Raw genomic sequence first — 25,899 nt, 5'->3', positions numbered from 1 at the left:
AAGGGATGCGACGGTGCGGTGGGACGACGTCTATCTGCGCGCCTGCGCCACACGGCTGCCGGCGGTGATGCCCGCCGAGGAGGCGGTCGCCCGCGGCCTGGTCGACGCGGTGTCCGTGCGGCGGATGCAGAGCACGGGTGTGACGGTGGGCGAGCAGAGCCCGCCGGACATGGCGGTCGCCGCGGCCCGTACGGCTCTGGGGCGTTCGGGTGTGGTGCCCGACGACATCGGGCTGCTGTTGCACGCGTCGCTCTATCACCAGGGCTACGACATGTGGGCGCCGGCGTCGTACGTCCAGCAGCTGGGGGTGGGCAACCGCTGCCCGGCGATGGAGGTGCGCCAGACGTCGAACGGCGGCATGGCGGCGCTGGAGCTGGCGGCCGCGCATCTGACGGCCACGGGGGCGCCCGCCGCGATGATCACGACGGCGGACCGGTTCTGCGCGCCGGGCATCGACCGCTGGCGCACCGATCCGGGCACGGTCCTGGCGGACGGGGCGACGGCGACGGTCGTGGCCCGCGGGCGGGGTTTCGCGCGTCTGGTGTCGCTGGTGCTGGTGTCGGAGCCGTCTCTCGAGGAGATGCACCGGGGCGAGGACCCGCCGGGCGACGCGCCGCTGGCGGTGCGCTCTCCTGTCGACTTCGAGGCGACCACGCGGGTGTATCTGCGCACCGCGGAGGGTCAGCGGTCGGTCGCGCGGATGGCGAACGCGCAGACGGAGACGATCGAGCGGGCCCTTGAGGAGGCCAAGTCGCAGCAGGCGGACATCGACTGGTTCGTGCTGCCGCACCTGGGCCGGCGCCGGCTGGATGTGAACTTCTTCCGCCGCTACGGCATCGACCCCGACCGCACGCTGTGGTCCTGGAGCCGCGGGATCGGGCACCTGGGTGCCGGTGACCAGTTCGCCGGTCTGACGCATCTGGTGGAGAGCGGGCTGGCGCGGGCGGGGACACGGGCCCTGCTGCTGGGTGTGGGCGGCGGCTTCACCTGGTCGGCGGCGGTCGTGGAGTTCACCGATGTGCCCGTCTGGCCGGCGTCCGCCGCCGCTCAAGCAGACCTGTAGCGCCTCGCCGCACAGTCCGGAAGGTATGCCGCCGCCCCGCCAACCGGGGCCGGCTCACGAGAGGGAGAAGATTTTCATGACCATCGATGATCTCCGCAGGATCCTCGTCGAGTGCGCCGGTGAGGACGAGACCGGGAGCCTGGACGGGGACATCCTGGACACCCCGTTCGCCGACCTCGGTTACGACTCGCTGGCGCTGATGGAGACCGCGGGCCGGATCAAGCAGGAGTTCGGTGTGGTGATCGCCGACGAGGACATCGCGACCGTGGAGACGCCGCGGGTCCTGCTCGACACCGTGGCGGAGCTTTCGCGTTCCGTCGCCGCCGCATGAGCGGGCGGCGCCGGACGGTCATCACGGGGATCGGGGTCCTGGCCCCCGGCGGCGACGGCACCAAGGCGTTCTGGGACCTGATGACGTCGGGACGCACCGCGACCCGCCGCATCGCCGCCTTCGACCCGTCCGAGTTCCGTTCCCAGGTCGCCGGCGAGGTCGACTTCGACGCGGCGGCGCACGGGCTGAGCCACCGTGAGACCCGCCGTCTCGACCGTGCCTCGCAGTTCGCGCTGGTGACCGCGCGCGAAGCGCTCGCCGACAGCGGCCTGGACCTCGATGCCGTCGACCCGGCGCGGACCGGGGTGAGCGTCGGTACGGCGATCGGCGCGGCCACCAGCCTGGAGCGGGAGTATCTGGTGCTCTCCGACACCGGCAGGAACTGGCTGGTCGACCACGCGTACGCGTCCCCTCATCTGTTCGACTACTTCACGCCGGCGACGATCGCCACCGAGGTCGGCTGGGACGTGCGCGCGGAAGGGCCGGTCAACACCGTGTCCACGGGCTGCACGTCGGGCATCGACGCCGTGGGCAACGCCCACCAGCTGATCAGCGAGGGCAGCGCGGACGTCGTGTTCGCGGGGGCGACGGAGGCGGCGATCACGCCGCTGGCGGTCGCCTGCTTCGACGCGATCAAGGCGACGACGCCCCGCAACGACGACGCGGCCACCGCGGCACGCCCGTTCGACGCGACCCGTAACGGGTTCGTCATCGCCGAGGGGGCGGCCATGTTCGTCCTCGAGGAGTTCGAGCACGCCCGGCGGCGCGGAGCGAGGATCTACGGCGAGATCGCCGGCTACGCCAACCGCTGCAACGGCTACCACATGACGGGGCTGAGCCCCAAGGGCCGGGAGATGGCCGAGGCGATCGGTGCGGCGATGGACGAGGGCCGCGTCGAGCGGGACGGCCTGGACTACATCAACGCGCACGGCTCGGGCACCCGGCAGAACGACCTGCACGAGACGGGCGCGTTCAAGCGGGCGCTGGGCGAGCACGCGTACACGACGCCGGTCAGCTCGATCAAGTCGATGATCGGGCACTCGCTCGGTGCCATCGGCTCGATCGAGATCGCCGCCTGTGCGCTGGCCATCGAGCACGGTGTCATCCCGCCGACGGCCAATCTGCACGAGAAGGACCCCGCGTGCGACCTCGACTACGTGCCGCTGACGGCGCGGGAGGCCAGGGTCGACACGGCGCTGACCGTCGGCAGCGGCTTCGGCGGGTTCCAGAGCGCGATGGTTGTCCGCAGGCTGCAAGGAGCGACGCGATGACAGTGGTGTTCACCGGGGTCGGCGTCATGGCCCCCAACGGGCAGTCCACCGAGGAGTTCTGGACCGCGACGCTGGAGCAGCGCAGCGGTATCGGCCCGCTCGAGCGGTTCGACGCCCGCGGCTACCCGTCCCGGCTCGCCGGGCAGATCCGCGACTTCAAGGCCGCGCAGGCGCTGCCGGGCCGGCTGCTGCCGCAGACCGACCGGGTGACCCGGCTGGCTCTGGTGGCGGCGCAGGCGGCGATCGAGGACTCGGGCATCGACCTGGAGTCCGTCCCGGACCTGGACATGGGGGTGATCTCCTCCAACGCCCACGGCGGTTTCGAGTTCACCCACCGTGAGATCCAGAAGCTGTGGACCAAGGGGCCGGAGAGCGTCAGCGTGTACGAGTCGTTCGCCTGGTTCTGCGCGGCGAACACCGGCCAGATCTCGATCCGCCACGGCATGCGCGGCTCCGGCAGTGTGCTGGTGGCCGACCAGTCGGGCGGCCTCGACGCGCTCGCGCTGGCGCGGCGCACCATACGCCGCGGCACGCCGCTGACGATCGCGGGCGGGGTGGAGTCCTCCTACGACCCGTGGGGCTGGGTGTCGCACCTGGCCACCGGGCGGATCAGCGAGGTCGACGACCCGCAGCGTGCCTTCTTGCCCTTCGACACGGCGGCCAGCGGCTACGTGCCGGGCGAGGGCGGCGCGTACCTGATCCTTCAGGACGCGCAGGCGGCCCGGGAACGGGAGGGCGCCACCGTCTACGGCGAACTCGCCGGCCACGCGGCCACGTTCGACCCGCGGCCCGGCTCCGGCAGGCCGCCGGCGCTGGCCGCCGCGATCCGCGGCGCCCTGAAGGACGCGCGGATCACGCCCGAAGAGGTGGACGTGGTGTTCGCGGACGCGAGCGGCGTGCCGGAGCTGGACCGTATCGAGGCCGACGCGCTGGCCGGCGTCTTCGGCCCGCGGGGGGTGCCGGTGAGCGTGCCCAAGGCGCTGACGGGGCGGCTGTACGCGGGCGGTGCGCCGCTGGACGTGGTCGCCGCGCTGCTGTCGCTTCGCGACCAGATCATCCCGGCCACCGCGCATGTCGCCGATGTGCCGGACGACTACCGGCTGGACCTGGTGACGGGCCGGCCGCGGCGGGCCGAGCTGCGCACCGCGCTCGTCGTCGCCCGGGGCAACGGCGGCTACAACTCGGCGATGGTGGTGCGCTCATGAGGATCCTGTTCGCCGCGGCGCCCGGCTACGGGCTGATGCTGCCGCTGGTGCCGCTGGTGTGGGCGGCGCGGGCCGCCGGGCACGAGATCCTGGTGGCCACCACCGCCTACATGACGAAGGTGGGCGCGGAGTCGGGCCTGCCGATCGCGAACGTGTTCCCGCAGCGGGACGTGGGCGCGGACCTGATGCTCGCCGCCGCCGGCAAGGCCCCCGGGCCCGGCTCCGCCGACTTCGAGGACCCGGACCTGCCCGTGGGCTACTGGGAACTGGCCGGGCAGCTCAAGCCGTTCGAGCTGTTCACGCTCGCCTCCACCGGCGGCACGATCACCGCGGGCCGCGACTTCGGCGCAGAGCTGATCGTCTACACCTCCGACCACCAGGCCGGCCGGATGGCGGCCGTGGCGCTGGGCATCCCGGCGCTGGAGGTCGGCAACCGGGTCTCGTGGTCGATGCGCGATCCGGAGGTGACCGGCACCTCCGGTCACAACGACCGCAGCGGCATCGTCGCCGACGACTCCCCCGTGGTGGCCGCGCTGCGCGCCGAGCTCGGCATCGGAGACCGTGAGCCGCAGCTGATCGCCCGGATCGACCCGCGGGCGCCGAGCATGGGCGGTCTGGCGAAGGACGAGCCGGACGCCCGCGACGGCACCCCGTGGTGGCCGATGCGCTACGTGCCGTTCAACGGCGGTGTGGAGCTGCCGGCGTGGGCGCTGGTCCGCCCCGAGCGGCCGCGGATCTGTCTGACGCTGGGCACGGTCACCCCGCTCCTGTCGGACGGCGGCGCGCTGGCGTCGCTGCTGCACGGGCTGGGCGAGCTGGACGTGGAGGTGATCCTCGCCGACCACTCGACGGACCTGTCCAAGCTCGGCGAGCTGCCCGGCAACGTGCGGGTGGCGGGCTTCCTGCCGCTGTCGACGTTCCTTTCCACCTGCTCGCTGGTGGTGCACCACGGCGGCTCGGGCACGATGGCGACCGCTCTGCACTACGCGGTGCCGCAGCTGGTCCTGCCGGGCGGCTCCGACAATCCGCTGGTGGCCCGCCGGGTGGTGGACCGCAAGGTCGGTCTGATGCTCGATCCGGCAGAGGCGGACGGGCCGCGGCTGCGCGCCCTGGTCCAGCAGCTGCTCACCGAACCGGCGTTCGCCGGCGCGGCCGCCGAAGTGAGCGCGGAGATGGCCGCCCAGCCCAGTCCCGCGCAGGTACTGGACCGCGCCGTGCGGTCCGTGACGACGCGCAACCCATGACGTCTTGACCCCAGGAGATTCCCGTGACCAGCTCCACCGTGGCGACCGCCCCGTCCACCGACCGCGACATCAGCGCCCTCTACGCACAGGTGCAGCAGTTCTACGCCGGCCAGGTGCGCCACCTGGACACCATGCGGGCCGAGGAGTTCGCCGCGTCGTTCACCGGCGACGGTGTCTTCGACCACCGGCCCGGCGCCGACCCGCTGGTGGGCCGTACCGCGATCGCCGCGGCGATCCGCGAGTACCAGAACACCCGGCACGCCGCCGACCCGGTGCAGCGCCGCCACTGGTTCAACATGCTCCAGGTCTTCCCCCAGGACGACGGCACGCTGCGCACCGAGTACTACGCGGTGGTGCTGCAGACCCGGCCCGGCGTCTTTGAGCCGATGGTCGGCCCGAGCTGCTTCGTCACCGATGTCCTCGCCTACGAGGACGGTGAGCTGCGCACCAAGTTCCGCAAGGTCAGCCCGGACTACGTGGTCTGACACCGCCGGGCACACGCAGACACGTCAAGGGGGCGGCCCGCCGGCGGGCCGCCCCTTTGACGTGTCGTTGGTGCTCAGGCCAGGCAGCAGGGCAGCCGGCCGTGGTACTCGATCATCTCTCCGAGCGCCGTCTGCATGACGGGCATGGGCAGCCGGTCCGCTGCGGGGGTGCCGTCCAGTTCGGCGTAGGCGCGGTGCAGGTTGGGCACCAGGCGCTCGCTGTCCAGGAGTTGTCCGTAGGGGCCGAGGGCGGCGCCGCGGGCGGTCTCGACGGGGGTCCTGCCCGCCCGGTGGCCCTCGCGGGCCAGCTGCTGCACCAGCTGCAGATAGCCCTCCGTCTGCTCGAACACCTCGGGCCCGGCCACCGGTCCGTGGCCGGGGACGATCGTGGTGGCGCCGAAGGCCCGCAGCCGCTCCAGGGCCGCCAGTGAGCCGGCGATCGAGCCCATCAGGCAGAACGGTGTCACCCCGTTCATGATCAGGTCGCCGGTGAACAGCACCTTCTGCTCGGGCAGCCACACGACGGTGTCGTTGGAGGTGTGCGCGGGACCGATGTGCTCCAGTTCGGCGCGCACGGAGCCGATGTGCAGGGTGAGGCGGTCGGTGAAGGTGAGGGTGGGCGGCGCGAGTTCGATGTGCCCCCAGTCGACGTCGGGCCACAGGCCGGTCAGGTGCAGCCCGGCGGCGATCATCTCGCTGCGGGTGCGTTCGTGGCCGATGACGAGCGCCTCGGGGAACAGGTGGTTGCCGAAGGCGTGGTCGCCGTGGAAGTGGGTGTTGACGACCGTGCGCGGGGCGCTCGCCCCGTTCAGGGCGAGGGCGGTGGTGCGCAGGTGCCGGGCGCGGGAGTCGGTCGCGGCGGTGTCGACGAGGGCGCTCTCGCCGCCGGAGACGATGATGCCCGCGTTGTTCAGGCACCAGCCGCCGGGCGGCTGGAGGTAGGCGTGGACGCCTGGTGCGACCTCCGTCGCCCGTCCGGGGGGCGCGGGGGCTTGGACAGGGACGGTGGTGCTGGACGGCACGGCCTCTCCTCACGGCGGACGTCGGGAACAGGCCGAGTGTGGTGCGGTCCGCTTGTGGCGCCCTGGACTCTCCAGACGCATTTGAGCAGGTTGCGACCGGTCCCCTGGAGCGTTGCGAGGTGACGGCCCGCTGCGGGGGCCGCGCAGCGCAAGGGAAGGGAGAGCCGATATGACCGACGAGTTCCGGCGCGGGTCCGGTGTGGCGGAGGCCGCGCCCGCCGTGGCAGCGCTCGCCGCCGAACGGGCCGAGCAGGCGGAGCAGGCGCGCCGTGTCGACGCGGATGTGCTGCGCGCCCTGGTCGGGGCGGGTTTCGCCCGGCACTTCGTGCCCGCCGCGCACGGCGGGGCGGCGGCGACGTTCACCGAGCTGGCCACGGGCATCACCACGCTGGGCGCGCGCTGTCCGGCGACCGCGTGGAGCGCCTCGATCGTGGCGAGCCTGTCGCGGATGGCCGCCTACCTTCCCGAGGCCGGCCGCAAGGAGGTCTGGCGGGAGGGCCCCGACACGGTGATCGTCGGCTCCGTCTCCCCGGTGGGCCGGGCCCACGCGGTGGACGGCGGCTGGCAGGTCAGCGGCACCTGGCCGTACGTCAGCGTCGTCGACCACTCCGACTGGGCGCTGGTGACGGCCCCGGCCGCGGCGGGCGGGGGCCGGCCCCGGCCACGGCTGTTCGCACTCCCCCGCGACGCGTTCCGCACCGCGGACACCTGGTCGGACGTGGGGATGCGCGCGAGCGGCAGCAACACGCTGATCGCCGAGGACGTGTTCGTCGCCGACGAGCTGAGCTTCGCCGCGGAGGACCTGCTGGCCGGGCGGGCACCCGAGGGTGTGGACGGCTGCCACGCGGTGCCGCTGCCGGCCGTCAACGGACTGTTCTTCGGCCTGCCGATGCTCGGTGCCGCCGAAGGCGCCCTCGAGCTGTGGTCGGCGGCCGCGGCGCCCAAGCTGCGCTCCGCCTCCTACACCCCCGGCCCCGGCCCGGGGCGCGGCTTCTACGAGGAGACGCTGGCCCGCTGCTCGGGCGAACTGGACGCGGCCCGCCTGCTGCTGGAACGGGTCGCCCGCGTCGCCGACCGGGACACGGCGCCCACGCCGCTGGAGACGACCCGCGCGCAGCGCGACTGCGCCCTGGCCGCCGAGATGCTGGTACGGGTCGTGGACCGGCTCTTCGCGGCCTCCGGGACCAGCGGGCACAGCGTGAGCAGCCCGCTGCAGCGGCTGTGGCGCGATGTGCACTCGGCGGCCGGGCACGTGGTGCTCCAGCTGGGCCCGGCGGCGGCCGCCTACGCGGGCCGCGTGGCGGGTGAGCGGTGAGGGCCGGTGGCCGGTGGCCGCTGCGGGTGGTGCGGCGGTGTCTGCGGCCGGTGTGGCAGGGCCTGGTGGCCTGCGGCGGGGTGTATCTGGCGGGTGAGAGCGCGCGGGCGGCGGCCGGGCGGCCGCCGCTGCTGCTCGGGCCGCCTGCGGGGCATCCGGAGCGGCTGCGGCCGGATGTGCCGCTGACGGCCTTGGAGCGGGCGCTGCTGCGGGATTGGCAGCGGGTCGGCTGACCGGCCGGCTGCCCGTCCGGGCACGGCGGGAAGAAGGGGGCCCGGCGGACGTCGCTGTCCGCCGGGCCCCCTTTTTCTTTGCGCCGTGTGCCGTGGTGTGCCGCTCGTCTACCAGCGCAGCAGGAGCTGCTGCGGGCCGCGGACCAGGGAGCCCTGGCGCCAGGGGACCTGCGCGGCGGGGACCGCCAGGCGCAGTGCGGGGAAGGCCCGCAGCAGCGAGGCGAGGGCCAGGCGCAGTTCCAGGCGGGCCAGTTGGGCGCCGGTGCAGTGGTGCGGGCCGTGTCCGAAGGCGACGTGCGGGTTGGGGCTGCGTTCCAGGTCGAGCACGTCGGCGTCGGCGAAGACGCTCTCGTCACGGTTGGCGGAGATCATCGCCGCGATGACCGAGGCGCCCTCGGGAAGGACGGTGCCGCCGATCTCGATGTCCTCGGTGGCAAGTCGGGGCAGCACGTCCCCGCCGCCGAGGGCGATGTAGCGCAGCAGTTCCTCGACGGCGGTGTCCAGGTGCTCGGGGTGGCGGGCAAGCCAGGCCCATCGGTCGTGCTCGAGCAGCGTGTACACGAAGTTGGAGATCTCGGCGGCGGTGGTCTCGTAGCCGGCGAGCAGGAGCGTGCCTGCCAGGCTGATGAGTTCGGCCTCGGAGAGCCGGTCCTCGTCCTCGTCGCGGGCGGCGATCATCTGGGACATCAGATCGTCGCCGGGACGCTCCCGCAGCCGGGCGATGTGCCCGGACAGGTAGGTGCCGAAGGCCTCGCCGACCTGCTGCATCTCCTGCGGGTCGACCGCGCCGTTGCTGAAGGCGACTTCGGCGACCCGCTGGAAGTAGTGCCGGTCGCCGGGCGGGACGCCGAGCAGTTCACAGATGACGGTCATCGGCAGCGGCATGGAGAAGTGGGCGACCAGGTCGACCGGTTCGCCGCCGGCGGCGAGGGCGCGCAGGCCGTCGATCAGATCGTCGACGTTCCGCTGGATGCGGGGCCGCCGGCGCTGGATGCTGCGTTCGGTGAACGCGGCGGCGACCAGGCGGCGCAGCCGGGTGTGTTCCGGTGGGTCCATCGCCAGCAGATGTCCGGGGGCGGTGACCTCCCGGACCGTGCGGGGCACGTCCTTGCCGACGGTGGCGGCCCGGGAGAGCCGCCGGTCGGCGAGGACCTGTTTCACGTCGGCGTAGCGGCTGACGAGGTAGCCCTCGCCGCCGTAGGGGAGGCGGACCCGCTGGACGGGGCACCGGGCCCGCAGGGCGGTGAACTCCTGCGGGACCGCCAGCGGCGCGCCGGGCTCGGTGTCGAAGGGGAACGCCGGCGCCTGCCCGGCGGCCGCCGGGCAGGTGTCCGCCTGTCCGGGGGCCGCCGGTGCTGTGTGGCCGGTGTCCGCCGGTGCGGGGGCGGCCGGTTCGGGGGCGGTGGTGGTCACGCCGGTTCCTTGGCGGGAGCCGCGGCCGAGGCGGTGGCGGTGGCCGAGGCGCCGGCGGTGGCGGGCCTGGGGGTCACCGTCACGGTGGGGATGCGGCTGCTGCCCGGCCTGCCCAGGCGCAGCATCAGCGGCCGTTCGACGTAGCGGCACAGGAGCAGACCGAGTGCCTGGGTGACGACCAGGGTGGCCAGCACGATGCCCCAGCCGGCCCAGAGTCCGAACTTGGCGGTGGGGCCGACGACTTCGCGTGCGACGGCGAGGACGGGCCAGTGCACCAGGTAGGTGGCGTACGAGGCGTCGCCGAGGGCGACCCAGCTCTTGCGGGCCATGAACGAGGAGCGGCCGTCGATGTCGCGCAGGGCGATGAGCGGGATGAACAGGCAGACGGTGATGGACATGATGCCGCTGCTGGCGTAGGTGGCGGGCAGGGCTCCGTCGACGGCGAGCCAGACCAGGTAGGTGGCGACGGCGGTGGCGAGGAAGATCCAGCGGCCGCGGATCCGGGGCCACCGGCCGGTCTGCACGATGCGGGCGAGGACGACGCCGAGCAGGAACTCCGGCAGGCGGCTGAGGGGCAGGAAGTAGACCATCCACGCCTGGTCGAAGGAGAGCGGCGCCCAGAACGGCCAGACGGGCCCGCCGACCATGGAGTTGATGACGGCGGGGATGGCGATGACGAGGCCGACCAGCACGGCGAACGCGACCCACAGGCGGTTGGCCGGGATCTTCAACAGCGGCCGGATGAACAGCGGCAGGGCGAGATAGAAGGCGATCTCGCAGGAGACCGACCAGTTGATGCCGTAGACGCTCATCAGGTAGGCGGGGTCGGGGATCCAGGCCTGCACCAGGAAGAGGTTGGCGACGGCCGGGCCGACGTCGGTGGGGCCGATCATGGCGAGGGGGCCGACGACGGCGAGCAGGATCAGGGTCAGCGCCCAGATCACGACGTGGCCGGGGAAGATCTTCGCGGCGCGGGCGCGCCAGTACCGGCCGAGTCCGTTGCGCCAGGACTCGCCCCAGGTCAGTACGAAGCCGGAGAGGATGAAGAACGACGCCAGGGCGGTGGTGCCGTAGGGCCAGATGTGGCCGAGGTTGTTGACGTACTCGCTTTCGAAGAAGCGGGCGGCGGCGAGGGTGTGGGTCCAGAACACCGCGTTGAAGAGGATGAAGCGGTAGCCGGTGAGCGAGGGGAGTTTCGCTATGCCGGCGGACGATGTCGATGTGGGCGAGGAGGGGACGGACATCCCGGTCGCTCCCGTCGTGTGTGGTGGTTTCGGGGACTGGGTGGAGCGGGTGGTGCTCAGGCGGGGCGGACGGACAGGGCGTGGCGGAAGACGCCGCGCGGGTCCCACTTCGCCTTGATGCGCTGCAGGCGCGGGTAGTTGTCCTTGTAGTAGAGGTGGTGCCAGGGCACCCCGGAGGTGTTCCAGCGGGGGTCGGCCAGGTCGATGTCCGGGTAGTTGATGTAGGCGCCGTCGCTGCCGCGGCCCGGGACGGGCACCCCTCCGGTGGCGGCGAACACGTCCCGGTAGGTGCGGCGCAGCCAGTCGATGTTGACGGTGTCGGCCTGGGGGTCCTGCCAGGTGTTCATGAAGATCACGTTGAGGACGGAGTCGCGGTGCGCGCTGGCCGTGGCGCCGGCGGGCAGGGCGTTGGTGCGGCCGCCGTAGGACTGGAGGGACACGGAGGCGCTGTCGTTGCGGTGGTCGGTCGCGTTCAGGTGCGTGAAGAGGGCGTCGGTCTGGGCGCGGGTGAACGCGCGGCGCAGATAGGCCGACTTGATCTTGTGGCGGCCCTTGTCGGTGTCCTGTGACTCGGCGAGCGCGACGGTCGCGGTCAGCCACGGCTCGCTCGCGGTGTCGGTGATGTACGGGGTGACGCCGACGCCGTCGGTCAGCGCGCCCACGTAGCGGTCCAGCAGTTCGCGGGCGCCCGGGAGGGTGCCGTCGAGGTGGGTGAAGGCGATGGCGCTCTGCCCGGGGTCGTTGTCCTTCAGCCGGCCGGGCAGCACGAGTCCGCTGTAGAGACCGCTGTACGGGGAGGCGGGGTCGCTGTTGTCCTCGTGCCAGCGGCCGTGGTTGTGCAGCAGGCGGCCGAAGGCGGCCTGGTCCATGCCGTCGCGGGGGTAGATCACCGCGTTGGAGACGATGGTGGCGGGCGGGCGGGGCAGCAGGTGTGCGGGGTCGTCGCCGTGGGCGTTCGGGGAGCGGAACCAGTAGCGGGTGACGATGCCGAAGTTGCCGCCGCCGCCTCCGGTGTGGGCCCACCACAGGTCGCGGTGCGGGTCGCCGCTTTCGCGGGTGGCGACGACGGCGCGGGCCCGGCCGAAGGCGTCGACGACGACGACCTCGAGCGCGTACAGGTGGTCACTGGCGAGGCCGAAGGAGCGGCTGAGGGCGCCGTATCCGCCGCCGGTGATGTGGCCGCCGAAGCCGACGGTGGCGCTGGCGCCGCCGGGCAGGGTGACGCCCCAGCCGTAGTAGAGGCTCTTGTACACGTCGATGAGCTGGGCGCCTGCTTCGACCATGTAGGCGCGCCGCCTCGGGTCGTAGGTGACGGCGTTCATGGCGGCGAGGTCGATGACGAGCTGGACGGCCGGGTCGCCGACGACGTTCTCGTAGCAGTGGCCGCCGCTGCGTACGGCGATGCGCCGGCGGCGCTGCACCGCCTGGCCGACGGCGTGGACGACGTCGGCGGTGGTGGTGGGGAGGCAGAAGGCGTCCGGGTGGGCGGTGAAGCGTTTGTTGCTGCCGCGTACCGACAGGGCCGCGTAGCGCGGGTCGTCGGGGGTGACCTGGACCGCGGGGGCGGGGGCGGGGGCCGGGTCGGTGGTGGCGCGGGCGGCGGGTGCGAGGCCGGCGGTGGTGAGGCCGGCGGCGGCGCCCGCCGTGAGCGCCTGGGTGACGAAACGCCGACGGCTCGGAGCAGTCATGTTGACCGTGCACCTTTCTGGGTGGGTCGGGGGGCGGCGGTGAACAGGTCGGTCCGCACCTGGACGGGTACGGGGCCGAAAGCGATACGGGAGGTGAGGTGCGCGCCGAGGGGGGTGCGGGAGACCAGGGCGGCGGCGCGGGAGCGCAGGTAGGTGGCGGCGGGTCCGGCGTTGCCGAGGAACGCTTTGGCCTGCAGGCGCTGGACGCGGGTGACCCTGGCGGCGGCGGGTGCCCGCAGCCGTTGGAAGGGGGCGAGCCGTTCGCGGGTGCACGCGCCCGCGGCGAGCGCGTCGAGGAGGACCGGGTGCAAGGTGGCGGCGTCCTGGAGGGCGAGGTTGATGCCCTGGGCGCCGAGCGGGCCGTGGGTGTGGGCGGCGTCGCCGGCGAGGACGAGGCCGTCGCGTACCCATTCCTCGGCGTCGGCGGCGAACACGTCCAGCAGGGCCAGGTCGGACAGGCCGGTGAGGTGTTCGTGCAGGAGGTCGGCCAGTTCGGGGACGGCGGCGGCCAGTTCGTCCCTGATGGGGGCGATGCCGCGGGCCGTGGCCGCCTGCCAGCCGCCGTGCGGCAGGACCCAGCCGACGCGGAGCCGGTCGGGGTGGGTGTCGTGGACGAGTACGGCGGTGCCTGCGGCGCGGTGGATGCGGACCCGGCCGGTGGCGCGGCCGGGCGCGGGCAGGGTGAACCAGACGATGTCCTGGTCGAACGCCTCGGTGCGGCCGGCGCCGATGCCGGCCAGGGTGCGGGTCTTGGAGAAGCGTCCGTCGGTGGCGACGACCACCCGGGCGGGCACGGTGGTGCGCGCTCCGGCGGGGCCGGTGAACACCGCTCCGGTGCAGCGGTCGCGGTCGCCGCGCAGGGCGCTGATGCGGTGGCCGGGCAGGTGGGTGAAGCCGGGCAGCCGGTGGCAGGCGGTGAGGAGTTCTTCGAGCAGGTGGCGTTGGGGCAGGGCCAGGAGGCGGCCGTAGGGGGGATCGAGGCGCCGGTAGTCGATGTCGAGCAGGACGCGGCCGCGTTCGAGGACCTGGAAGCCGTCGAGGGTGCGGGCGCCGCGCCGCGTCGCGCTGTCCAGCACGTCGAGCTGGTCGAGGATGCGCTGGCCGCCGGGCTGCAGGATCTCGCCGTGGAAGTCGCGCCGGTAGGTGGTCGACTTCTCGGCGAGGGTGACCTGCACCCCGGAGCGCAGCAGCATCAGGCTCAGGGCGAGCCCGGCCGGGCCGGCGCCGACGACGAGGACGTCGGCGGGCTCGGGGGTCGGCCCGGTCGCCCTGTCCGGCCCGGCCGGTGTCACACCGCGGTCCGCGCGGACAGGGCCCGGTTGATCAGGGCCAGGTAGTCGCGGGGGGTCTCCGCCTCGTCGAGGCCCTCCTCGTCGAGGGTGACGTCGTAGTCGCGTTCGATGCGGCCGGTGGTCTGCAGCAGGGCCAGTGAGTCGTAGCCGAGGGCGAGGAAGGGGACGTCGAGGACGTCGCCGTCGAGGTCGACGCCTTCCTCGACGCCGGCGCACTCGCGCAGCAGGGCCTTCAGGTCGTCCAGTTCCAGGTGGTCCATGGCGTCTGTCTCCTCTTCCACGTGTGTCACTGCGGTCCGGGGCCCTGGCTGAGTACGGCCGCGGAGTTGAATCCGCCCCGGCCGCGGGCGAGGACCAGCGCGTTGCGCAGCCTCATGCCGTGGCGGGGGGCGGTGACCAGGTCGATCGGGCAGTCGTCGGCCGGGTGCCGGGTGCCGGTGGTCGGCGGGATGACCTGGTCGCGCAGGCTGAGCAGGGCGGCGGCCACGTCCAGGGGGGCGCCGCCGGCCAGCAGCCGGCCGGTCATCGTCTTGGGGGCGGTGACCGGTACGCCGTGCGGGCCGAACAGGGCGCTCAGGGCGGCGGCTTCGGCCCGGTCGGCGTCACGGGTGCCCGCGGCGTCGGCGAAGACGACGTCGATCTCGTCGGGGCGCAGGCCCGCGTCGGCGAGGGCGAGGCGGGCGGCGTCGGCCAGGCGGGGGGTGCCGGGGCCGTCGAAGGTGGCGGCGTATCCGGCGAAGGTGCCGTAGGTGCGGGCGCCGCGGGCGCGGGCGGCCGTGCCGTTCTCGAGGACGAACAGGGCGCCGCCCTCGCCGACGATGTGGCCGGAGGCCGCCGCGTCGAAGGGCAGGTAGGCGCGGGCCGGGTCGGTGACGGTGCTCATGGAGCCGTCGGCCAGGTGGGCGGCCCAGCCCCAGGGGCACAGTGCGGAGTCGACACCGCCGCTGATCATGAGCCGGCTGCCCTTGCGGATCCGGCGGCGGGCCTGGGCGAGGGCGTCGAGGCCGCCGGCCTGTTCGGTGACGACGACGCCGCTGGCGCCGCGCAGGCCGTGCCGGATGGAGATCTGGCCGGTGTTGACGGCGTAGAACCAGGCGAAGGACTGGTAGGCGCTGACGTGCTGGCCGCCTTTGCTCCACAGGGCCTGCAGTTCGCGCTGGCCGAACTCGAAGCCGCCGGCGGAGCTGGCGGTGACCACGCCGGCGCTGTAGTCCGGCAGGGCGGCCACGTCCTGGCCCCAGTCGTCCAGGGCTTCCTTGGCGGCGGCCAGCGACAGGCGGGTGACGCGGTCGGTCTGCGGCAGCAGCCGGCTGGGCAGGTGGTCGGCGTCGACGAAGCCGTCGATCTCGCCGGCGAGGCGGACCGGGTAGCGGGTGGCGTCGAAGCGGGTGAGGGGGCGGATGCCGCTCTCGCCGGCGAGGACGGCCTGCCACCAGGCCTCGGTGCCCAGTCCGTTGGGTGCGGCGACGCCGATGCCGGTGACGACGGTGGCGGTGGTGCGCGGGGCGGTGGCCTGCGCGGACCGCACGGTGTGCTCGGTGGCCCGGTGTTCGGCCAGGGCCGTGGTCATGCTGCCTCCTGCAGTTGCGGCCTGGTCAGGACGATGGCGCTCTGGAAGCCGCCGAAGCCGCTGCCGACGCTGAGGACCGTGTCGGTGCGCTGTTCGCGGGCGGTGAGGGGGGTGTAGTCGAGGTCGCAGGCCGGGTCCGGTTCGTGCAGGTTCGCCGTCGGGGGGACGGTGTTGTGCTCGATGGCCAGGGCGCTGGCGGCGACCTCGAGCGACCCGATCGCGCCGAGGGAGTGTCCGATCATCGATTTGATGGAGCTGACCGGGACGGTGCGGGCGTGGTGGCCGAGGCTGCGTTTGAAGGCGGCGGTCTCGTGCCGGTCGTTCTGCTTGGTGCCCGAGCCGTGGGCGTTGATGTAGTCGACGGCGGTGGGGTCGAGGCGTGCCTCGTCGAGGGCGGCGGTGATCGCCTCGGCCATCTCGGCGCCGTCGGCCTTCAGGCCGGTCATGTGGTAGGCGTTGCTGCGGCCGGCGAACCCGGAGATCTCCGCGTACACGTGGGCGCCGCGGCGGCGGGCGTGTTCGAACTCCTCCAGCACCAGGACGGCCGAGCCTTCGCCGAGGACGAACCCGTTGCGGGTGCGGTCGAAGGGGCGGGAGGCGGTGGCCGCGTCGTCGTTGCGGGGACTGGTGGCCTTGATGGCGTCGAAGCAGGCGACGGTGATCGGCGAGATGGGTGCTTCGGTGGCGCCGGTGACCATGACGTCGGCGCTGCCCTCGCGGATCAGGTCGACGGCGTGGCCGATGGAGTCCAGGCCGGAGGTGCAGCCGGTGGAGATGAGGGAGACGGGGCCCTGGGCGCCGGTGGCGCGGGCCACTTCGGCGGCCAGCGAGCTGGGCACGAAGTAGTCGAAGAGGTGGGCGACGGCCCGTGTGTGGTCGACCTCCCAGGCCGAGCCGTGTTCGCTGACGACCGCGTACTCCTCGTCGAGTCCGGTGGTGCAGCCGACGGCGCTGCCGAGGGTGACGCCGGTGCGCAGCGGGTCGGGCAGGTCGGCGCTCAGGCCGCTGTCGGCGAGCGCCTCGCGGGCGCTGACGAGGGCGAACTGGGCGGCCCGGTCCAGGCGGGCGGCCTCGCCGGGGCCGAAGCCGTGCGCGGCGGCGTCGAAGTCGGCCTCGGCCGCGATACGGGAGCGGTAGGCGGATGCGTCGAACAGGGTGATGCCGCGGGTGGCGGTGCGTCCCGCGGTGAGCGTGTCCCAGAAGTTCCGGGTGCCCACGCCGCCGGGGGCGACGACGCCTATGCCGGTGATGACGACCCGTCTCATCGCCTGGTCCCTCACAGTTGTCCTCCAGATAGGGGCGCGGTGCGCCGCGCCACACGGCAGGCCCGCCCGATGAGCCGGGGGATCTCCCGGCCGCGTACGAAGAAGTGGTCGCCCGGGACGGTGCGCCGCACCAGCGGGCCGGTGGTCCAGCGCCGCCAGCCGTCCATCGTCTGCGCGTCCACCACACGGTCGTCCCGGCCGTCGACGGCCAGGACCGGCACCGGCAGGGGGCCTCCGGTGGCGGGGTCGTTGGCGGCGGCGCGCAGGTCGGCGCCGAGCCGCAGGTCGTCCCGCAGGACGGGCAGCACCGTGCGGTGCCACACGCTGTCGGGGTCGGCGAGCAGGCCGGTGGGCGCGGAGCCCAGGTCGCCGAGGAAGGAGAGGAGCTGCTCGTCGCTCAACTCGCCGCTGTGGTGGGCCAGGGCCGCGTCCGGCGGCGGGCAGGCGCCGACCGCGAGGAGCACGGGAGGCGGCAGGCCCTTGTCGGTCAGGGCCCGGGCGAGGGTGTAGGCGACCATGCCGCCCAGGCTGTGCCCGTACAGGATGTAGGGGCTGCTGTGCGCAGCGTCGGCCAGGACGCCGAGCAGGTCCTCGAGCAGCGCGGTGCGTGTGGTCGGGCGGCGCTCGTGGCGCCGGGAGTCACGGCCGGGCAGCAGCACGGGGCGGATGTCGATGTCCGGGCCCGAGAGGGTCGGCCAGCGGGCGAAGCCGGTGACCCCGGCGCCGGCGTGCGCGAAGCAGTACAGCCGCAGGGGTGGGCGGCCCGCCGGGGCGGGGCCGCCTCCCGCGGCTGCTGTGTGCACGGATCCGTTCATGGGCACCGACCTTCGCGGACGGGCCTGGAGAACGGCTCGAATCAGCCAACCACCGCCCCCGCGCCGGTGGTTCAGGCCGCGTACAGGTTGAAGGTGGAGGTGCGCCGGGGGGTGGAGGACACGTCGAGCTGCGGGTCGACGGCGAGCATCGCCTGGTGCAGGCGCTGCAGCTGCGGCGAGGGCTCCACGCCGAGCTCGTCGATCAGCCGCCGGCGCAGCCGGTGGAAGACGTCGAGCGCGGTGGCCTGGCGGCCGGAGCGGTAGAGCGCCACCATCGCCTGCGAGTGCAGGCCCTCGTGCTGGGGGTGACGGGCGATCAGGTCGGTGAGTTCGGCGATCACTTCGACGTGGCGGCCCAGGCGCAGATCGGCGTCGATCCGGCGCTCGCGGGTCACGAGTCTGCTCTCCTCCAGCCGCATGACCTCTATTTCGAGGATCGGGCCGACGCGTACGTCGACCAGTGCGGTGCCCTGCCACAGATCCAGCGCCTGCCGGTAGGTGCGGGCGGCGCGTTCGTCCTCGCCGTCGTCGAAGGCCTGCTGGCCCTCGGCGACCAGGCGCTCGTACTCGTGGACGTCGACTGCCTCGGGCGGGATCTGCAGCAGGTAGCCGCCGTGCCGGGTGGCCAGCACGTCCTTCGCGGTGCCCGGGACGTCGGGTCCCATGGCGGTGCCCAGCCGGCGGCGCAGCTGGAGAATGTACGTCTGGAGTGTGGTGAGTGCGCTCAGCGGCAGTTCGGTGCCCCAGATCTCCTCCATGAGTGTGGGCACGGGCATGACCCGGCCCGGGTAGAGGGCGAGCAGCGCCAGGATCTGCCGCGGTTTGCCCGCCGTAGGAACGATCGACATCCCGTTGACGTGGCCACTCAGCGGACCCAGAACCTGAATCTTCATGGTTTCCTCCGTACCTCGACGGCCTGCGCTCGGCTTCCGAGCCGGTTTACGAATCGGTATCCGAGGCGCGGTCGATATTGCGCCACTGGGGGCCCGCTGTCCTTTCTTCACTATCCATGGACGAGATGCACCGTAGCTTCTTTCGACCGGGCTGCCTGAGTAATCTCCAGCGGCTGTCGAGCAGTTCTGTGCCGGGGGGTGTCTGACGCGGTACTGACACATGGCTGACCACCTGAATGAGCAATAGCCGAAGCGTCTTCCTTACTGCCGGGCGGCGCTGTTACTTTCGGCGGCATGGAGACGTATTCGGAGTGTGAGGTGCCGCCGGGAGCGGATCCGCTGACCCGGCAGCTGCTGCGGCAGATGGTCGCCGGCTGTCTGCGGCTGGAGCCGGCGGAACTGCCGGGCGACGACGAGGACCTGGTCGACCACGGGCTGGACTCGATCAGCACCATGCGGCTCATCTCCGCCTGGCACCGGCGCGGCATCGAGGTCGGCTTTCCCGAGTTGATGGCCCGTCCGACGCTGGGGCACTGGTGGCAGCTGCTTTCCCAGGAGCGTTCGCCGCGCACGCCCTGAAAACAACTCAAGGCCTCTCATACGGCGGCTGGAGTCCCGCTCGCGCGCCCCGCACAGTCCGCCCGCACCGTCTAAGGTCCGATAGTCGAAGAGATGTACCAGGCTTTTTCGTGAAGCCGGAATCGGATCACCGGACGGAGCCCCCATGGAATTCGGCGTCAACTTCTTCCCGGTCGTCGACCCGGTCAAGAAGAGTGCGAGCACCTATTACGACGAAAGTCTTCAGCTGGTCGAGCTGGCCGAGGCGCTGGACTTCGAGCACGTCCAGACGGTCGAGCACTACGGCTCCCCCTACGGCGGCTACAGCCCCGACCCGGTGGTGTTCCTGACGGCCGCCGCCGCGCGCACCAGCCGCATACGGCTGGTGACCGGCGCGGTGATCGCCTCGTTCGCGCATCCGGTGCAGTTGGCGGCGCGTCTGGCGCTGCTGGACAACCTGTGCCACGGGCGGCTGGACGTGGGCTTCGGACGCGGTTTTTTGCCCGACGAGTTCGAGCTGTTCAACGTGCCCATGGAGGAGAGCCGGACCCGTTTCACGGAGGTCGTCGAGGCGTGTGTGGCGCTGTGGAGCGGCCAGGAGGTCCGCTTCGAGGGCGAGGTGCACCGTTTCGGGCCGGTCACCGGATATCCCCGTCCCTATCAGCGGCCGCACCCGCCGGTGTTCGTGGCGTCCGCGACCAGCGCCGCCTCGTGCGCGCTCGCCGGTGAACGGGGCCACCATCTGCAGGTCGTGCCGTCGGTCACCAGCCAGGAGCAGCTGACGCAGATGACGGCCGCCTACCGGGCGGCGCGGCAGGCCGCGGGCCATGAGGGCCCGGGCCGTATCCAGATCAAGTACACCTGCTACCTCGGTGAGGACCGGGCCGCGGTGCTCGCGGACGCGGCCGCGTGCGAGCGCAACTACGTGGAGCAGATGGCGGCGGCGGTCGCGTCCTGGGCGGGCGCGCGTTCGGAGCAGTACCCCGGCTACGAGCAGTTCGCCGACAAGGCCCGCTCCTACGACTTCGATACGGCGCTGGCGGCGAACAAGGTGCTGGCCGGCACGCCGGACGACGTGCGCGGCCAGGTCGCGACGATCCGCGACTGGTACGGCGACGACATCTGCCTGAGCCTGCAGTTCAACCCGGGGCCGCTGCCTTATGAGCGGGCCGAGCGGGCCATGGAACTGTTCGCCCGGCATGTCGCCCCCGCCTTCACCGGCGACGTCGCGGCCGTGGCCGCCGCGTGAACGCGGCCGGATCCGAGGGAGCACCCATGTACGGCACCGGTGACGGGCTGCGGCTGTTCGTCTTCCATCACGCGGGCGGGTCGCATCTGCTCTACCGCGACTGGCCGCGGCTGCTGCCCGCCTCGTGGGACGTGCGGCTGCTGGACGCGCCCGGCCGCGGGCGGCTCACCGGCGAGCCGCAGATCGACGACGCCAGGGCGCTGGCCGCGTTCTTCCGGCGCCGTCTCGCGGCCGACCTGAGCGGCCCGTTCGCGTTCTTCGGACACAGCATGGGCGCCCTGATCGCCTACGAGCTGACCCAGCAGCTGGCCGCGGAAGGCCACCGGCTGCCGGTGTGGCTGGGGCTGTCCGCGCGCGGCGCGCCGCGGCCGCAGGGCGAGGGAACCCGCCGCCACGCGCTGCCCGACGAGGAACTGCGGCTGCATCTGGCCGCGATGGGCGGCACACCGCTGGAGGTCCTGAAGGACCCGGACCTGTGGGAGATGTTCGCGCCGGCGCTGCGCAACGACCTGAAGCTGGTGGAGAACTGGCGTCCGCTGCCCGGCGCGCCGGACCTGCGGATGCCGCTGAACGTGTACGGCGGTCACGGCGACGTCGTCGTCGCCCCGGAGCGGCTGGCCGGCTGGGAGCAGCACGCGCGGCGCTTCATGGGGCTGCGGATGTTCGACGGCGGGCACTTCTACTTCCAGGCCGATCCCCTCCCGTTGCTGGAGCACGTCGCCCGTGACGCGACGGCCGCGCTCGCCGCGGCCCGGGCGGTGGGGCCGGCGTGAGCGGCACGGAGGCGGACGCGGACGTCGTGGTCGTCGGGCTCGGCGCGTGGGGCGCGTGCGCCCTGTGGCAGCTGGCCGGGCGCGGGGTGCGGGTGATCGGCGTCGAACAGTACGGCCTGGCCAACGCCTACGGCTCCTCGCACGGGGAGAGCCGGATGTTCCGCACCGCGTGCCTGGAGCATCCCGGGCTGGTGCCGCTCGCCCGACGGTCCCGGCAGCTGTGGCAGGAACTGGAGCGGGAGACCGGGACGCATCTGCTCGATCCGACCGGGGCGATGCTGATCGGCCCGCCCGACGGGCGGATCGTGGGCGGCGCGCTGCGCGCCGCGCGGGAACACGCACTGGACATCGAGGTCCTCGACCAGCGGGCGCTGCACCGCCGGGCGCCCGCCCATCAGGCGCTGGCGCCCGGCGACGTCGGCGTCGTCGAACCGGCGGGCGGGCTGACGCTGCCCGAGATGACGATCCGGGCGGCGGTCGGCGCGGCGAAAGCCGCGGGCGCCGGCGTGCTGACCGACACCCGGGTCACGGCCCTGGAGTTCACCGCCGCGGGTGTCGAGGTGCACACGGCCGCCGGTGGTGTGCTGCGGGCCGGGCAGGCGGTGGTGACCGCCGGGCCGTGGCTTGCCCGGCTGGTGCCGTCGCTGCCGCTGGAGGTGGTGCGGATGCCGACGACGTGGTTCACCCCCGCCGAGGCCGGCGAACGGTTCACGCTGCGCCGGCTGCCGGTGTTCATGCGTGAACTCGCGGGCGGTGACGTCATCTGGGGGCACGGGGTGCTGCCCGGAGGCACCGAGCTCAAGCTGGGCCTGGAGGACGGCGGCCGGCACTTCGCCACCGTCGACCCCGACACGGTGGACCGCTCCGTGTCACCCGCCGACTGGAGCGTGCTGGCCGGGCATCTGGCGAGCGCGGTGCCGGGGGCCGGCACGGCGCCCTCGAGGGCGGTGGCGAACATCTACGCCCGCACGCCCGACGGGCAGTTCGTCATCGGCCGGCCCCGGCGCGATCCGCGCCTGCTGGTCGCGGGCGGCTGCAGCAGCCACGGCTTCAAGCACTCCACGGGCATCGGCGAGGCGGTGGCCGACCTGGCGCTGGGCAAAGAGCCGGCCGTGCCGCTGGGCTTCACCGACCCCGACCGCTTCTAAAGGGACGTGCGAGGAAGAAATGAAGTTCCGCATTCTCGGTCCGGTGGAAGTCCACGACGAGCGAACCGGTGTGAGGATCCTTCCCACGGGTGCCAAGCAACGCGCCCTGCTGGGTGCGCTCGTGGTCAAGTCGGGGCAGATCGTGTCCGTGCACCGGCTGATCGACGAACTGTGGGGCGAGCAGCCGCCGGCGAACGCGACCAACGCCCTGCAGGCGCATGTGGCGCGGCTGCGGCGGCTGCTGCCGGTGCCGGAGCCGGGCTCCGGCGAGCAGCACCACGAGTGGATCGTGACCCGCTCCCTCGGCTACGTCCTGCGGCTGGGCCGCGCCGGCACCGACGCCGACCGCTTCCACCGGCTGGCCGCCCAGGGCCGGGCCGCCGCCGCCACCGACCCCGAGCAGGCCGCCGAACTGCTGCGCCAGGCACTGGCGCTGTGGCGGGGCCCCGCGCTGGAGGGCAGCGTGCTGGGCGACATCTGCGCGGCCGAGGCGGCCCAGCTGGAGGAGAACCGGCTGACCGCCCTGGAGGCCCTGTACGACGCGTGCCTGCGGGCGGCCCGTCACGGTGAGATCACCGGCGAGCTCGAGGAACTGACGACCGATCACCCGATGCGGGAACGTTTCTACGACCTGCTGATGCTCGCTCTCTACCGGTGCGGGCGGCAGGCCGAGGCACTGAGCGTGTACGACCGGGCCCGCAGACGCCTGGTGCACGAACTGGGCGTCGAGCCGGGCCCCGCGCTACGGGGCCGGATGGAGGCGATCCTCCAGCACGACCCGCGACTGGCCGCGCCGGGCCCGGCCGGGCAGCTCGCCCGCGTCCACCCCATGCCCCTGCCACCGGAGCCCGCGCCCGCCCCTGCGGGGCCGGCGGGCGGCCCGGACGCCACGGTGCTGAACCTGACCGGGGAGATCGCCCGGCTCCGCAGCCGCATCGAGCACCTCTCCCTCGAACAGGAGGCCCTGATGCGCCGCTTCGACCAACTGGTCGCCAACCCGGCGTCGGGCCACTGACGCCGGTCACAGCCCCCGGGCAGCCGGCCCGGGGGCTGTGCCGCGCTGCGGCAGGGCCCCGTCGCACCGACCCGGACAGCGTGCGCCCTGCCCGGGTCGGTCAGACCGAGGCCCGTGGCATCGGGTTTCGCGAGCGCGAGCACTGCGCCCGGCGGGTCGGCGGCGGCTTGTAGCAGCAGACCGGCGCCCTCCGGCAGACGGCAGTCCCTACCGGGCCCGCCCCCGGCAGATGCCCGATCGCCGGCCGGTCCCGGCGGACCGGGGCAGCACAGCCAGAGGCAGTCCGGACCGGCGGACCGGGCGGTGCGGGGGGACCGGGTCCGACAGTCCACAACGGCAGACCGGCATCCGGCACCCGGCACCCCGCACCCGGCACCGAATCAACGGCCCCTCAGCAGACGGCAGCTCCCATCGTGCCCGCCCCACGGCAGATGCCCGATCGCCGCCGGGGCGCAGCACGCGGCCACAGCGCCGGGCACCGCCCGGTTGCGGCGGGTCGGCGGGGGCTAGGCGAGGGCCGGGGTGGTGGGGGTCGGGGTGTGGAAGTCGCGGCGGTACCACAGCAGTGGGGGCTTCGCCGGGTCGCCGGTGCGGATCTCCGTCGGGGTGCCGAGCACCAGGTCGTGGTCGCCGGCGCGTATCACGTCCGTGGTGCGGCAGCGCAGGACGACCTTGGCGTCCGGCAGGTAGGGCACCCCCGTACCGTCCCAGGCTGCGAACTCGCCGCCCGCGAACCGGTCGGCGCCGTGCGTCGCGCACCGCTTCGCGACGGCGCGCTGGTCCTCGCCGAGGATGCTGACGCAGAACTCGCCGGCGGCGGCCATCGCCGCGTGGCAGCTGGAGGTGAGCGCGATGCCCACCATCACCAGCGGCGGGTCCAGCGACACGGAGACCACCGAGCCGGCGGTGAAGCCGTGGCGGCGTCCGGCCGCGTCGAGGACGGTGACGACGGTGACGGGCGAGGCCAGCTGCGCCATCGCGTCACGGAAAGTCTGCGGGCCGACCGCGGGCCGTGCCGGGTCGTCGGCTCCTGTCATGGTGCTCCTTTTGTTGGTGGTTGCCGCGCCTCAGCGGGCGGCGCCGGCCAGGGCCGGCAGGGCGCGGTGCCCGGTGGGCAGCTCCGCTTCGCGGGGGGCGGCGCGGCCCCAGGGGAAGCCGTCGTGGATCAGCAGCCGGTCCGGCGGCGGGGAGCCGTCGGCGCCCTTCTCCACGGCGAGCGAAACCAGCACCTGGGGGCGCGGCTCGAGTTCGGTGAACAGCCAGCGGTCGGCTCTGTCGCCCTCGGGCGGGCGGAAGCCCAGCACCCCGCGGTCCTCGGCGAGTTCGAAGGCGAACGAGTCGAACGGCAGGCCAAGCCCCAGGCCACGCGCCTTGGCGTAGGCCTCCTTCAGCGTCCACAGCCGCAGCGTGGCCCGGTCGCGGCGGCTGCCGGGGGCGATCGTGGCGAGGTGGGCGCGTTCCTCGGGGGCGAAGCTCTCCACGATCCAGTCCAGGCCGCGTTCGCCGCCCCGGTCGAGCCGTTCGACGTCGATGCCGACACGGCGGTCGCGGGCGACGGCGACGACGTTGCAGCCGTGGGCGTGCGACAGGTTGAAGTCCAGCTCGGCCTCCGGTCCGTGGGGCCGGCCGTGCGGCGGCGACTGGAGGAAGGGGCGGCCGCGCGAGGACCGCCAGATCGTGGCCTCCGCCTCCGGGATGCCGGTCTGGAGGGACAGCACCCGCCGCACCAGCGCATGGGCGACCAGGTACTGGCGGCGGTCCCGTTCGAAGAGGAACCGGCCGGCGATCTCGCGCTCGTGCTCGTCCAGCCAGTGGCCGGCCAGCAGCGTGCTGGTCGCCTCGTCGAGGGCCTCGTTGAGGCAGAACCAGATCTGGACCGTGCCTCGGCCGGCGCCGGTGGCGCCCGTCGGGGTCATCGGGCCCCCGCGGGCACCCGCTCGCGCCGTATCTGGCGGAGCATGCCCGACAGCACGTTGCCGGTGCCGATCTCGGTGAACTCCGGATCGTCGCCGTAGCCCCCGTCGAGGATCGCCTCGATCGTCTCGTGCCAGCGCACCGGCTGGTGGATCTGCTGGAGCAGCAGTTCGCCGACCCGCTCGTCGGTGTAGGGGCGGGCGGTGGCGTTGGCGATGACGGGGAAGGCGAGCGGTCCGAACACGGTCCGTGCGACGACCGGATACAGCTCCTCGGCCGCGGGGGCCATGTAGCGGGAGTGGAAGGGGCCGCTGACGGCGAGGCGGCGCACCATGCGGGCGCCCGCGTCCTCCAGGATCGGGCCCGCCTCCTCCAGGTCCGCCACCGGGCCGGCGAGGACGATCTGGGCGCCGGTGTTCAGGTTGGCCAGGTCCAGCGAGGCGAACCCGGCGCGCAGCAGCAGGAACCGCAGCTGCGTCTCGGGCAGGCCGACGACCGCGCTCATGCCGCCGCCTTCGATACGGGCCATCGCCGCGGCCCGGGCGGCGACCAGGCGCAGCCCGTCGGCGAAATCGAACGCGCCCGCCGCCTCCAGGGCGTTGTACTCGCCCAGGCTGTGCCCCACGGCCACATCCGGGCGGATGCCGGTGTCCTCGAGCGCCGCGCGGTGGGCGAGGGCGTTGACGGCGAACATCGCCGGCTGGGTGTAGCGGGTGTTGCCGAGCTGCCCCTCGGGGTCCTCCAGGCACAGCCGGCGCAGGCTGTAGCCGAGCACGTCTCCGGCCTGCTGCTCCAGGTCGGGGAAGCGGTCGAACAACTCCCGTCCCATACCGACGCGCTGGGCGCCCTGGCCGGGGAACATCAGGATCCGGGTCAAGGTGATCACTGCCTTC

General features: G+C 73.3%; 26 protein-coding genes. 13 read left to right on the top strand and 13 right to left on the bottom strand.

Features of this window, described 5'->3' with window-relative positions; genetic code table 11:
* Positions 1 to 13: 13 nt before the first annotated feature.
* From ACIPJI_RS14380 to ACIPJI_RS14355, 6 genes are all read left to right on the top strand, one after another.
* Positions 14 to 1,063, top strand: coding sequence for a ketoacyl-ACP synthase III family protein (locus ACIPJI_RS14380; protein ID WP_402246436.1), 1,050 nt, complete (start codon positions 14 to 16; stop codon positions 1,061 to 1,063).
* Positions 1,064 to 1,139: 76 nt separating this feature from the next.
* Positions 1,140 to 1,394: an acyl carrier protein gene (locus ACIPJI_RS14375; protein WP_005321667.1), complete on the top strand. Its 255-nt coding sequence runs from the start codon at positions 1,140 to 1,142 to the stop codon at positions 1,392 to 1,394.
* Complete coding sequence (locus ACIPJI_RS14370) at positions 1,391 to 2,665, top strand: beta-ketoacyl-[acyl-carrier-protein] synthase family protein (protein ID WP_402246434.1); 1,275 nt, start codon at positions 1,391 to 1,393, stop codon at positions 2,663 to 2,665. The genes ACIPJI_RS14375 and ACIPJI_RS14370 overlap by 4 nt, the downstream gene beginning before the upstream one ends.
* Positions 2,662 to 3,870, top strand: coding sequence for a ketosynthase chain-length factor (locus ACIPJI_RS14365; RefSeq protein ID WP_402246433.1), 1,209 nt, complete (start codon positions 2,662 to 2,664; stop codon positions 3,868 to 3,870). Before ACIPJI_RS14370 ends, ACIPJI_RS14365 begins: the two co-directional genes overlap by 4 nt.
* Positions 3,867 to 5,114: a glycosyltransferase gene (locus tag ACIPJI_RS14360; RefSeq protein ID WP_402246431.1), complete on the top strand. Its 1,248-nt coding sequence runs from the start codon at positions 3,867 to 3,869 to the stop codon at positions 5,112 to 5,114. The genes ACIPJI_RS14365 and ACIPJI_RS14360 overlap by 4 nt, the downstream gene beginning before the upstream one ends.
* 23 nt (positions 5,115 to 5,137) lie before the next feature.
* Positions 5,138 to 5,599 carry a nuclear transport factor 2 family protein gene (locus tag ACIPJI_RS14355; RefSeq protein ID WP_356622808.1) on the top strand — a complete coding sequence of 154 codons (462 nt, stop codon included), beginning with the start codon at positions 5,138 to 5,140 and terminating at the stop codon, positions 5,597 to 5,599.
* 74 nt (positions 5,600 to 5,673) lie between these two features.
* Here ACIPJI_RS14355 and ACIPJI_RS14350 read toward each other — a convergent pair whose 3' ends face one another.
* The gene (locus ACIPJI_RS14350; RefSeq protein ID WP_402246429.1) at positions 5,674 to 6,621 is read right to left on the bottom strand and encodes an MBL fold metallo-hydrolase; all 948 of its coding nucleotides are present in this window, start codon (positions 6,619 to 6,621) and stop codon (positions 5,674 to 5,676) included.
* A 169-nt stretch (positions 6,622 to 6,790) separates the two neighbouring features.
* Between ACIPJI_RS14350 and ACIPJI_RS14345 the strand changes: the two genes are divergently transcribed.
* Together ACIPJI_RS14345 and ACIPJI_RS14340 are read left to right on the top strand one after the other, a co-directional pair.
* Positions 6,791 to 7,936 (top strand): acyl-CoA dehydrogenase family protein, encoded by a 1,146-nt coding sequence (locus ACIPJI_RS14345; RefSeq protein WP_356622810.1) that lies wholly within the window; start codon positions 6,791 to 6,793, stop codon positions 7,934 to 7,936.
* Positions 7,933 to 8,169 carry a DUF6059 family protein gene (locus ACIPJI_RS14340; RefSeq protein WP_356622811.1) on the top strand — a complete coding sequence of 79 codons (237 nt, stop codon included), beginning with the start codon at positions 7,933 to 7,935 and terminating at the stop codon, positions 8,167 to 8,169. Before ACIPJI_RS14345 ends, ACIPJI_RS14340 begins: the two co-directional genes overlap by 4 nt.
* Positions 8,170 to 8,277: 108 nt before the next feature.
* Here the strand turns inward: ACIPJI_RS14340 and ACIPJI_RS14335 are convergent, their stop codons facing one another.
* From ACIPJI_RS14335 to ACIPJI_RS14295, 9 genes are all read right to left on the bottom strand, one after another.
* Entirely contained in the window at positions 8,278 to 9,582 is a 1,305-nt protein-coding gene (locus ACIPJI_RS14335) for a cytochrome P450 (protein ID WP_402246427.1), read from the bottom strand.
* Complete coding sequence (locus tag ACIPJI_RS14330) at positions 9,579 to 10,826, bottom strand: acyltransferase family protein (protein ID WP_402246426.1); 1,248 nt, start codon at positions 10,824 to 10,826, stop codon at positions 9,579 to 9,581. The genes ACIPJI_RS14335 and ACIPJI_RS14330 overlap by 4 nt, the downstream gene beginning before the upstream one ends.
* 56 nt (positions 10,827 to 10,882) lie before the next feature.
* The gene (locus tag ACIPJI_RS14325; protein ID WP_402246424.1) at positions 10,883 to 12,514 is read right to left on the bottom strand and encodes an FAD-binding oxidoreductase; all 1,632 of its coding nucleotides are present in this window, start codon (positions 12,512 to 12,514) and stop codon (positions 10,883 to 10,885) included.
* Complete coding sequence (locus ACIPJI_RS14320) at positions 12,511 to 13,806, bottom strand: FAD-dependent monooxygenase (protein ID WP_402246422.1); 1,296 nt, start codon at positions 13,804 to 13,806, stop codon at positions 12,511 to 12,513. The genes ACIPJI_RS14325 and ACIPJI_RS14320 overlap by 4 nt, the downstream gene beginning before the upstream one ends.
* Positions 13,803 to 14,066 (bottom strand): acyl carrier protein, encoded by a 264-nt coding sequence (locus ACIPJI_RS14315; protein ID WP_307711199.1) that lies wholly within the window; start codon positions 14,064 to 14,066, stop codon positions 13,803 to 13,805. The genes ACIPJI_RS14320 and ACIPJI_RS14315 overlap by 4 nt, the downstream gene beginning before the upstream one ends.
* Before the next feature lie 26 nt (positions 14,067 to 14,092).
* On the bottom strand, positions 14,093 to 15,376 hold the full coding sequence (locus ACIPJI_RS14310) for a ketosynthase chain-length factor (protein WP_402246420.1): 1,284 nt from the start codon (positions 15,374 to 15,376) through the stop codon (positions 14,093 to 14,095).
* A complete protein-coding gene (locus ACIPJI_RS14305) occupies positions 15,373 to 16,641 on the bottom strand; it encodes a beta-ketoacyl-[acyl-carrier-protein] synthase family protein (RefSeq protein WP_402246419.1) in 1,269 nt (422 codons plus the stop codon). Before ACIPJI_RS14305 ends, ACIPJI_RS14310 begins: the two co-directional genes overlap by 4 nt.
* Positions 16,642 to 16,652: 11 nt before the next feature.
* Complete coding sequence (locus ACIPJI_RS14300; RefSeq protein ID WP_402246417.1) at positions 16,653 to 17,456, bottom strand: thioesterase II family protein; 804 nt, start codon at positions 17,454 to 17,456, stop codon at positions 16,653 to 16,655.
* Positions 17,457 to 17,527: 71 nt separating this feature from the next.
* Positions 17,528 to 18,349, bottom strand: a complete 822-nt coding sequence (locus tag ACIPJI_RS14295) for an AfsR/SARP family transcriptional regulator (RefSeq protein ID WP_005321629.1) — start codon at positions 18,347 to 18,349, stop codon at positions 17,528 to 17,530.
* 294 nt (positions 18,350 to 18,643) lie between these two features.
* Here ACIPJI_RS14295 and ACIPJI_RS14290 point away from each other — a divergent pair, with 294 nt between their 5' ends.
* From ACIPJI_RS14290 to ACIPJI_RS14270, 5 genes are all read left to right on the top strand, one after another.
* Positions 18,644 to 18,928, top strand: a complete 285-nt coding sequence (locus tag ACIPJI_RS14290; RefSeq protein WP_307711008.1) for a phosphopantetheine-binding protein — start codon at positions 18,644 to 18,646, stop codon at positions 18,926 to 18,928.
* 145 nt (positions 18,929 to 19,073) lie between these two features.
* The gene (locus tag ACIPJI_RS14285; protein ID WP_307711007.1) at positions 19,074 to 20,156 is read left to right on the top strand and encodes an LLM class flavin-dependent oxidoreductase; all 1,083 of its coding nucleotides are present in this window, start codon (positions 19,074 to 19,076) and stop codon (positions 20,154 to 20,156) included.
* Between the two features lie 26 nt (positions 20,157 to 20,182).
* The gene (locus tag ACIPJI_RS14280) at positions 20,183 to 20,929 is read left to right on the top strand and encodes a thioesterase II family protein (protein ID WP_307711006.1); all 747 of its coding nucleotides are present in this window, start codon (positions 20,183 to 20,185) and stop codon (positions 20,927 to 20,929) included.
* On the top strand, positions 20,926 to 22,077 hold the full coding sequence (gene solA, locus ACIPJI_RS14275; protein WP_402246414.1) for an N-methyl-L-tryptophan oxidase: 1,152 nt from the start codon (positions 20,926 to 20,928) through the stop codon (positions 22,075 to 22,077). The genes ACIPJI_RS14280 and solA overlap by 4 nt, the downstream gene beginning before the upstream one ends.
* Positions 22,078 to 22,096: 19 nt before the next feature.
* The gene (locus ACIPJI_RS14270; protein WP_356622821.1) at positions 22,097 to 23,092 is read left to right on the top strand and encodes an AfsR/SARP family transcriptional regulator; all 996 of its coding nucleotides are present in this window, start codon (positions 22,097 to 22,099) and stop codon (positions 23,090 to 23,092) included.
* A 506-nt stretch (positions 23,093 to 23,598) separates the two neighbouring features.
* On the opposite strand, the gene snaC is transcribed toward ACIPJI_RS14270, so the two are convergent.
* Genes snaC through fabD form a run of 3 tightly spaced genes read right to left on the bottom strand, consistent with a single transcriptional unit; the run spans position 23,599 to position 25,892 of the window.
* Positions 23,599 to 24,129 (bottom strand): NADH:riboflavin 5'-phosphate oxidoreductase SnaC, encoded by a 531-nt coding sequence (snaC, locus tag ACIPJI_RS14265; RefSeq protein WP_307711002.1) that lies wholly within the window; start codon positions 24,127 to 24,129, stop codon positions 23,599 to 23,601.
* Between the two features lie 30 nt (positions 24,130 to 24,159).
* Positions 24,160 to 25,008 carry a 4'-phosphopantetheinyl transferase family protein gene (locus ACIPJI_RS14260; protein ID WP_402246412.1) on the bottom strand — a complete coding sequence of 283 codons (849 nt, stop codon included), beginning with the start codon at positions 25,006 to 25,008 and terminating at the stop codon, positions 24,160 to 24,162.
* Positions 25,005 to 25,892, bottom strand: coding sequence for an ACP S-malonyltransferase (gene fabD, locus ACIPJI_RS14255; RefSeq protein WP_356622825.1), 888 nt, complete (start codon positions 25,890 to 25,892; stop codon positions 25,005 to 25,007). The genes ACIPJI_RS14260 and fabD overlap by 4 nt, the downstream gene beginning before the upstream one ends.
* Positions 25,893 to 25,899 lie beyond the last annotated feature (7 nt).

This window comes from Streptomyces sp. NPDC086835 (genome assembly GCF_044745705.1).
Taxonomy (GTDB): Bacteria; Actinomycetota; Actinomycetes; order Streptomycetales; family Streptomycetaceae; genus Streptomyces.
The sequence above is the reverse complement of the archived record's forward strand: the minus strand, read 5'-3'. Positions and strand labels throughout refer to the sequence as shown.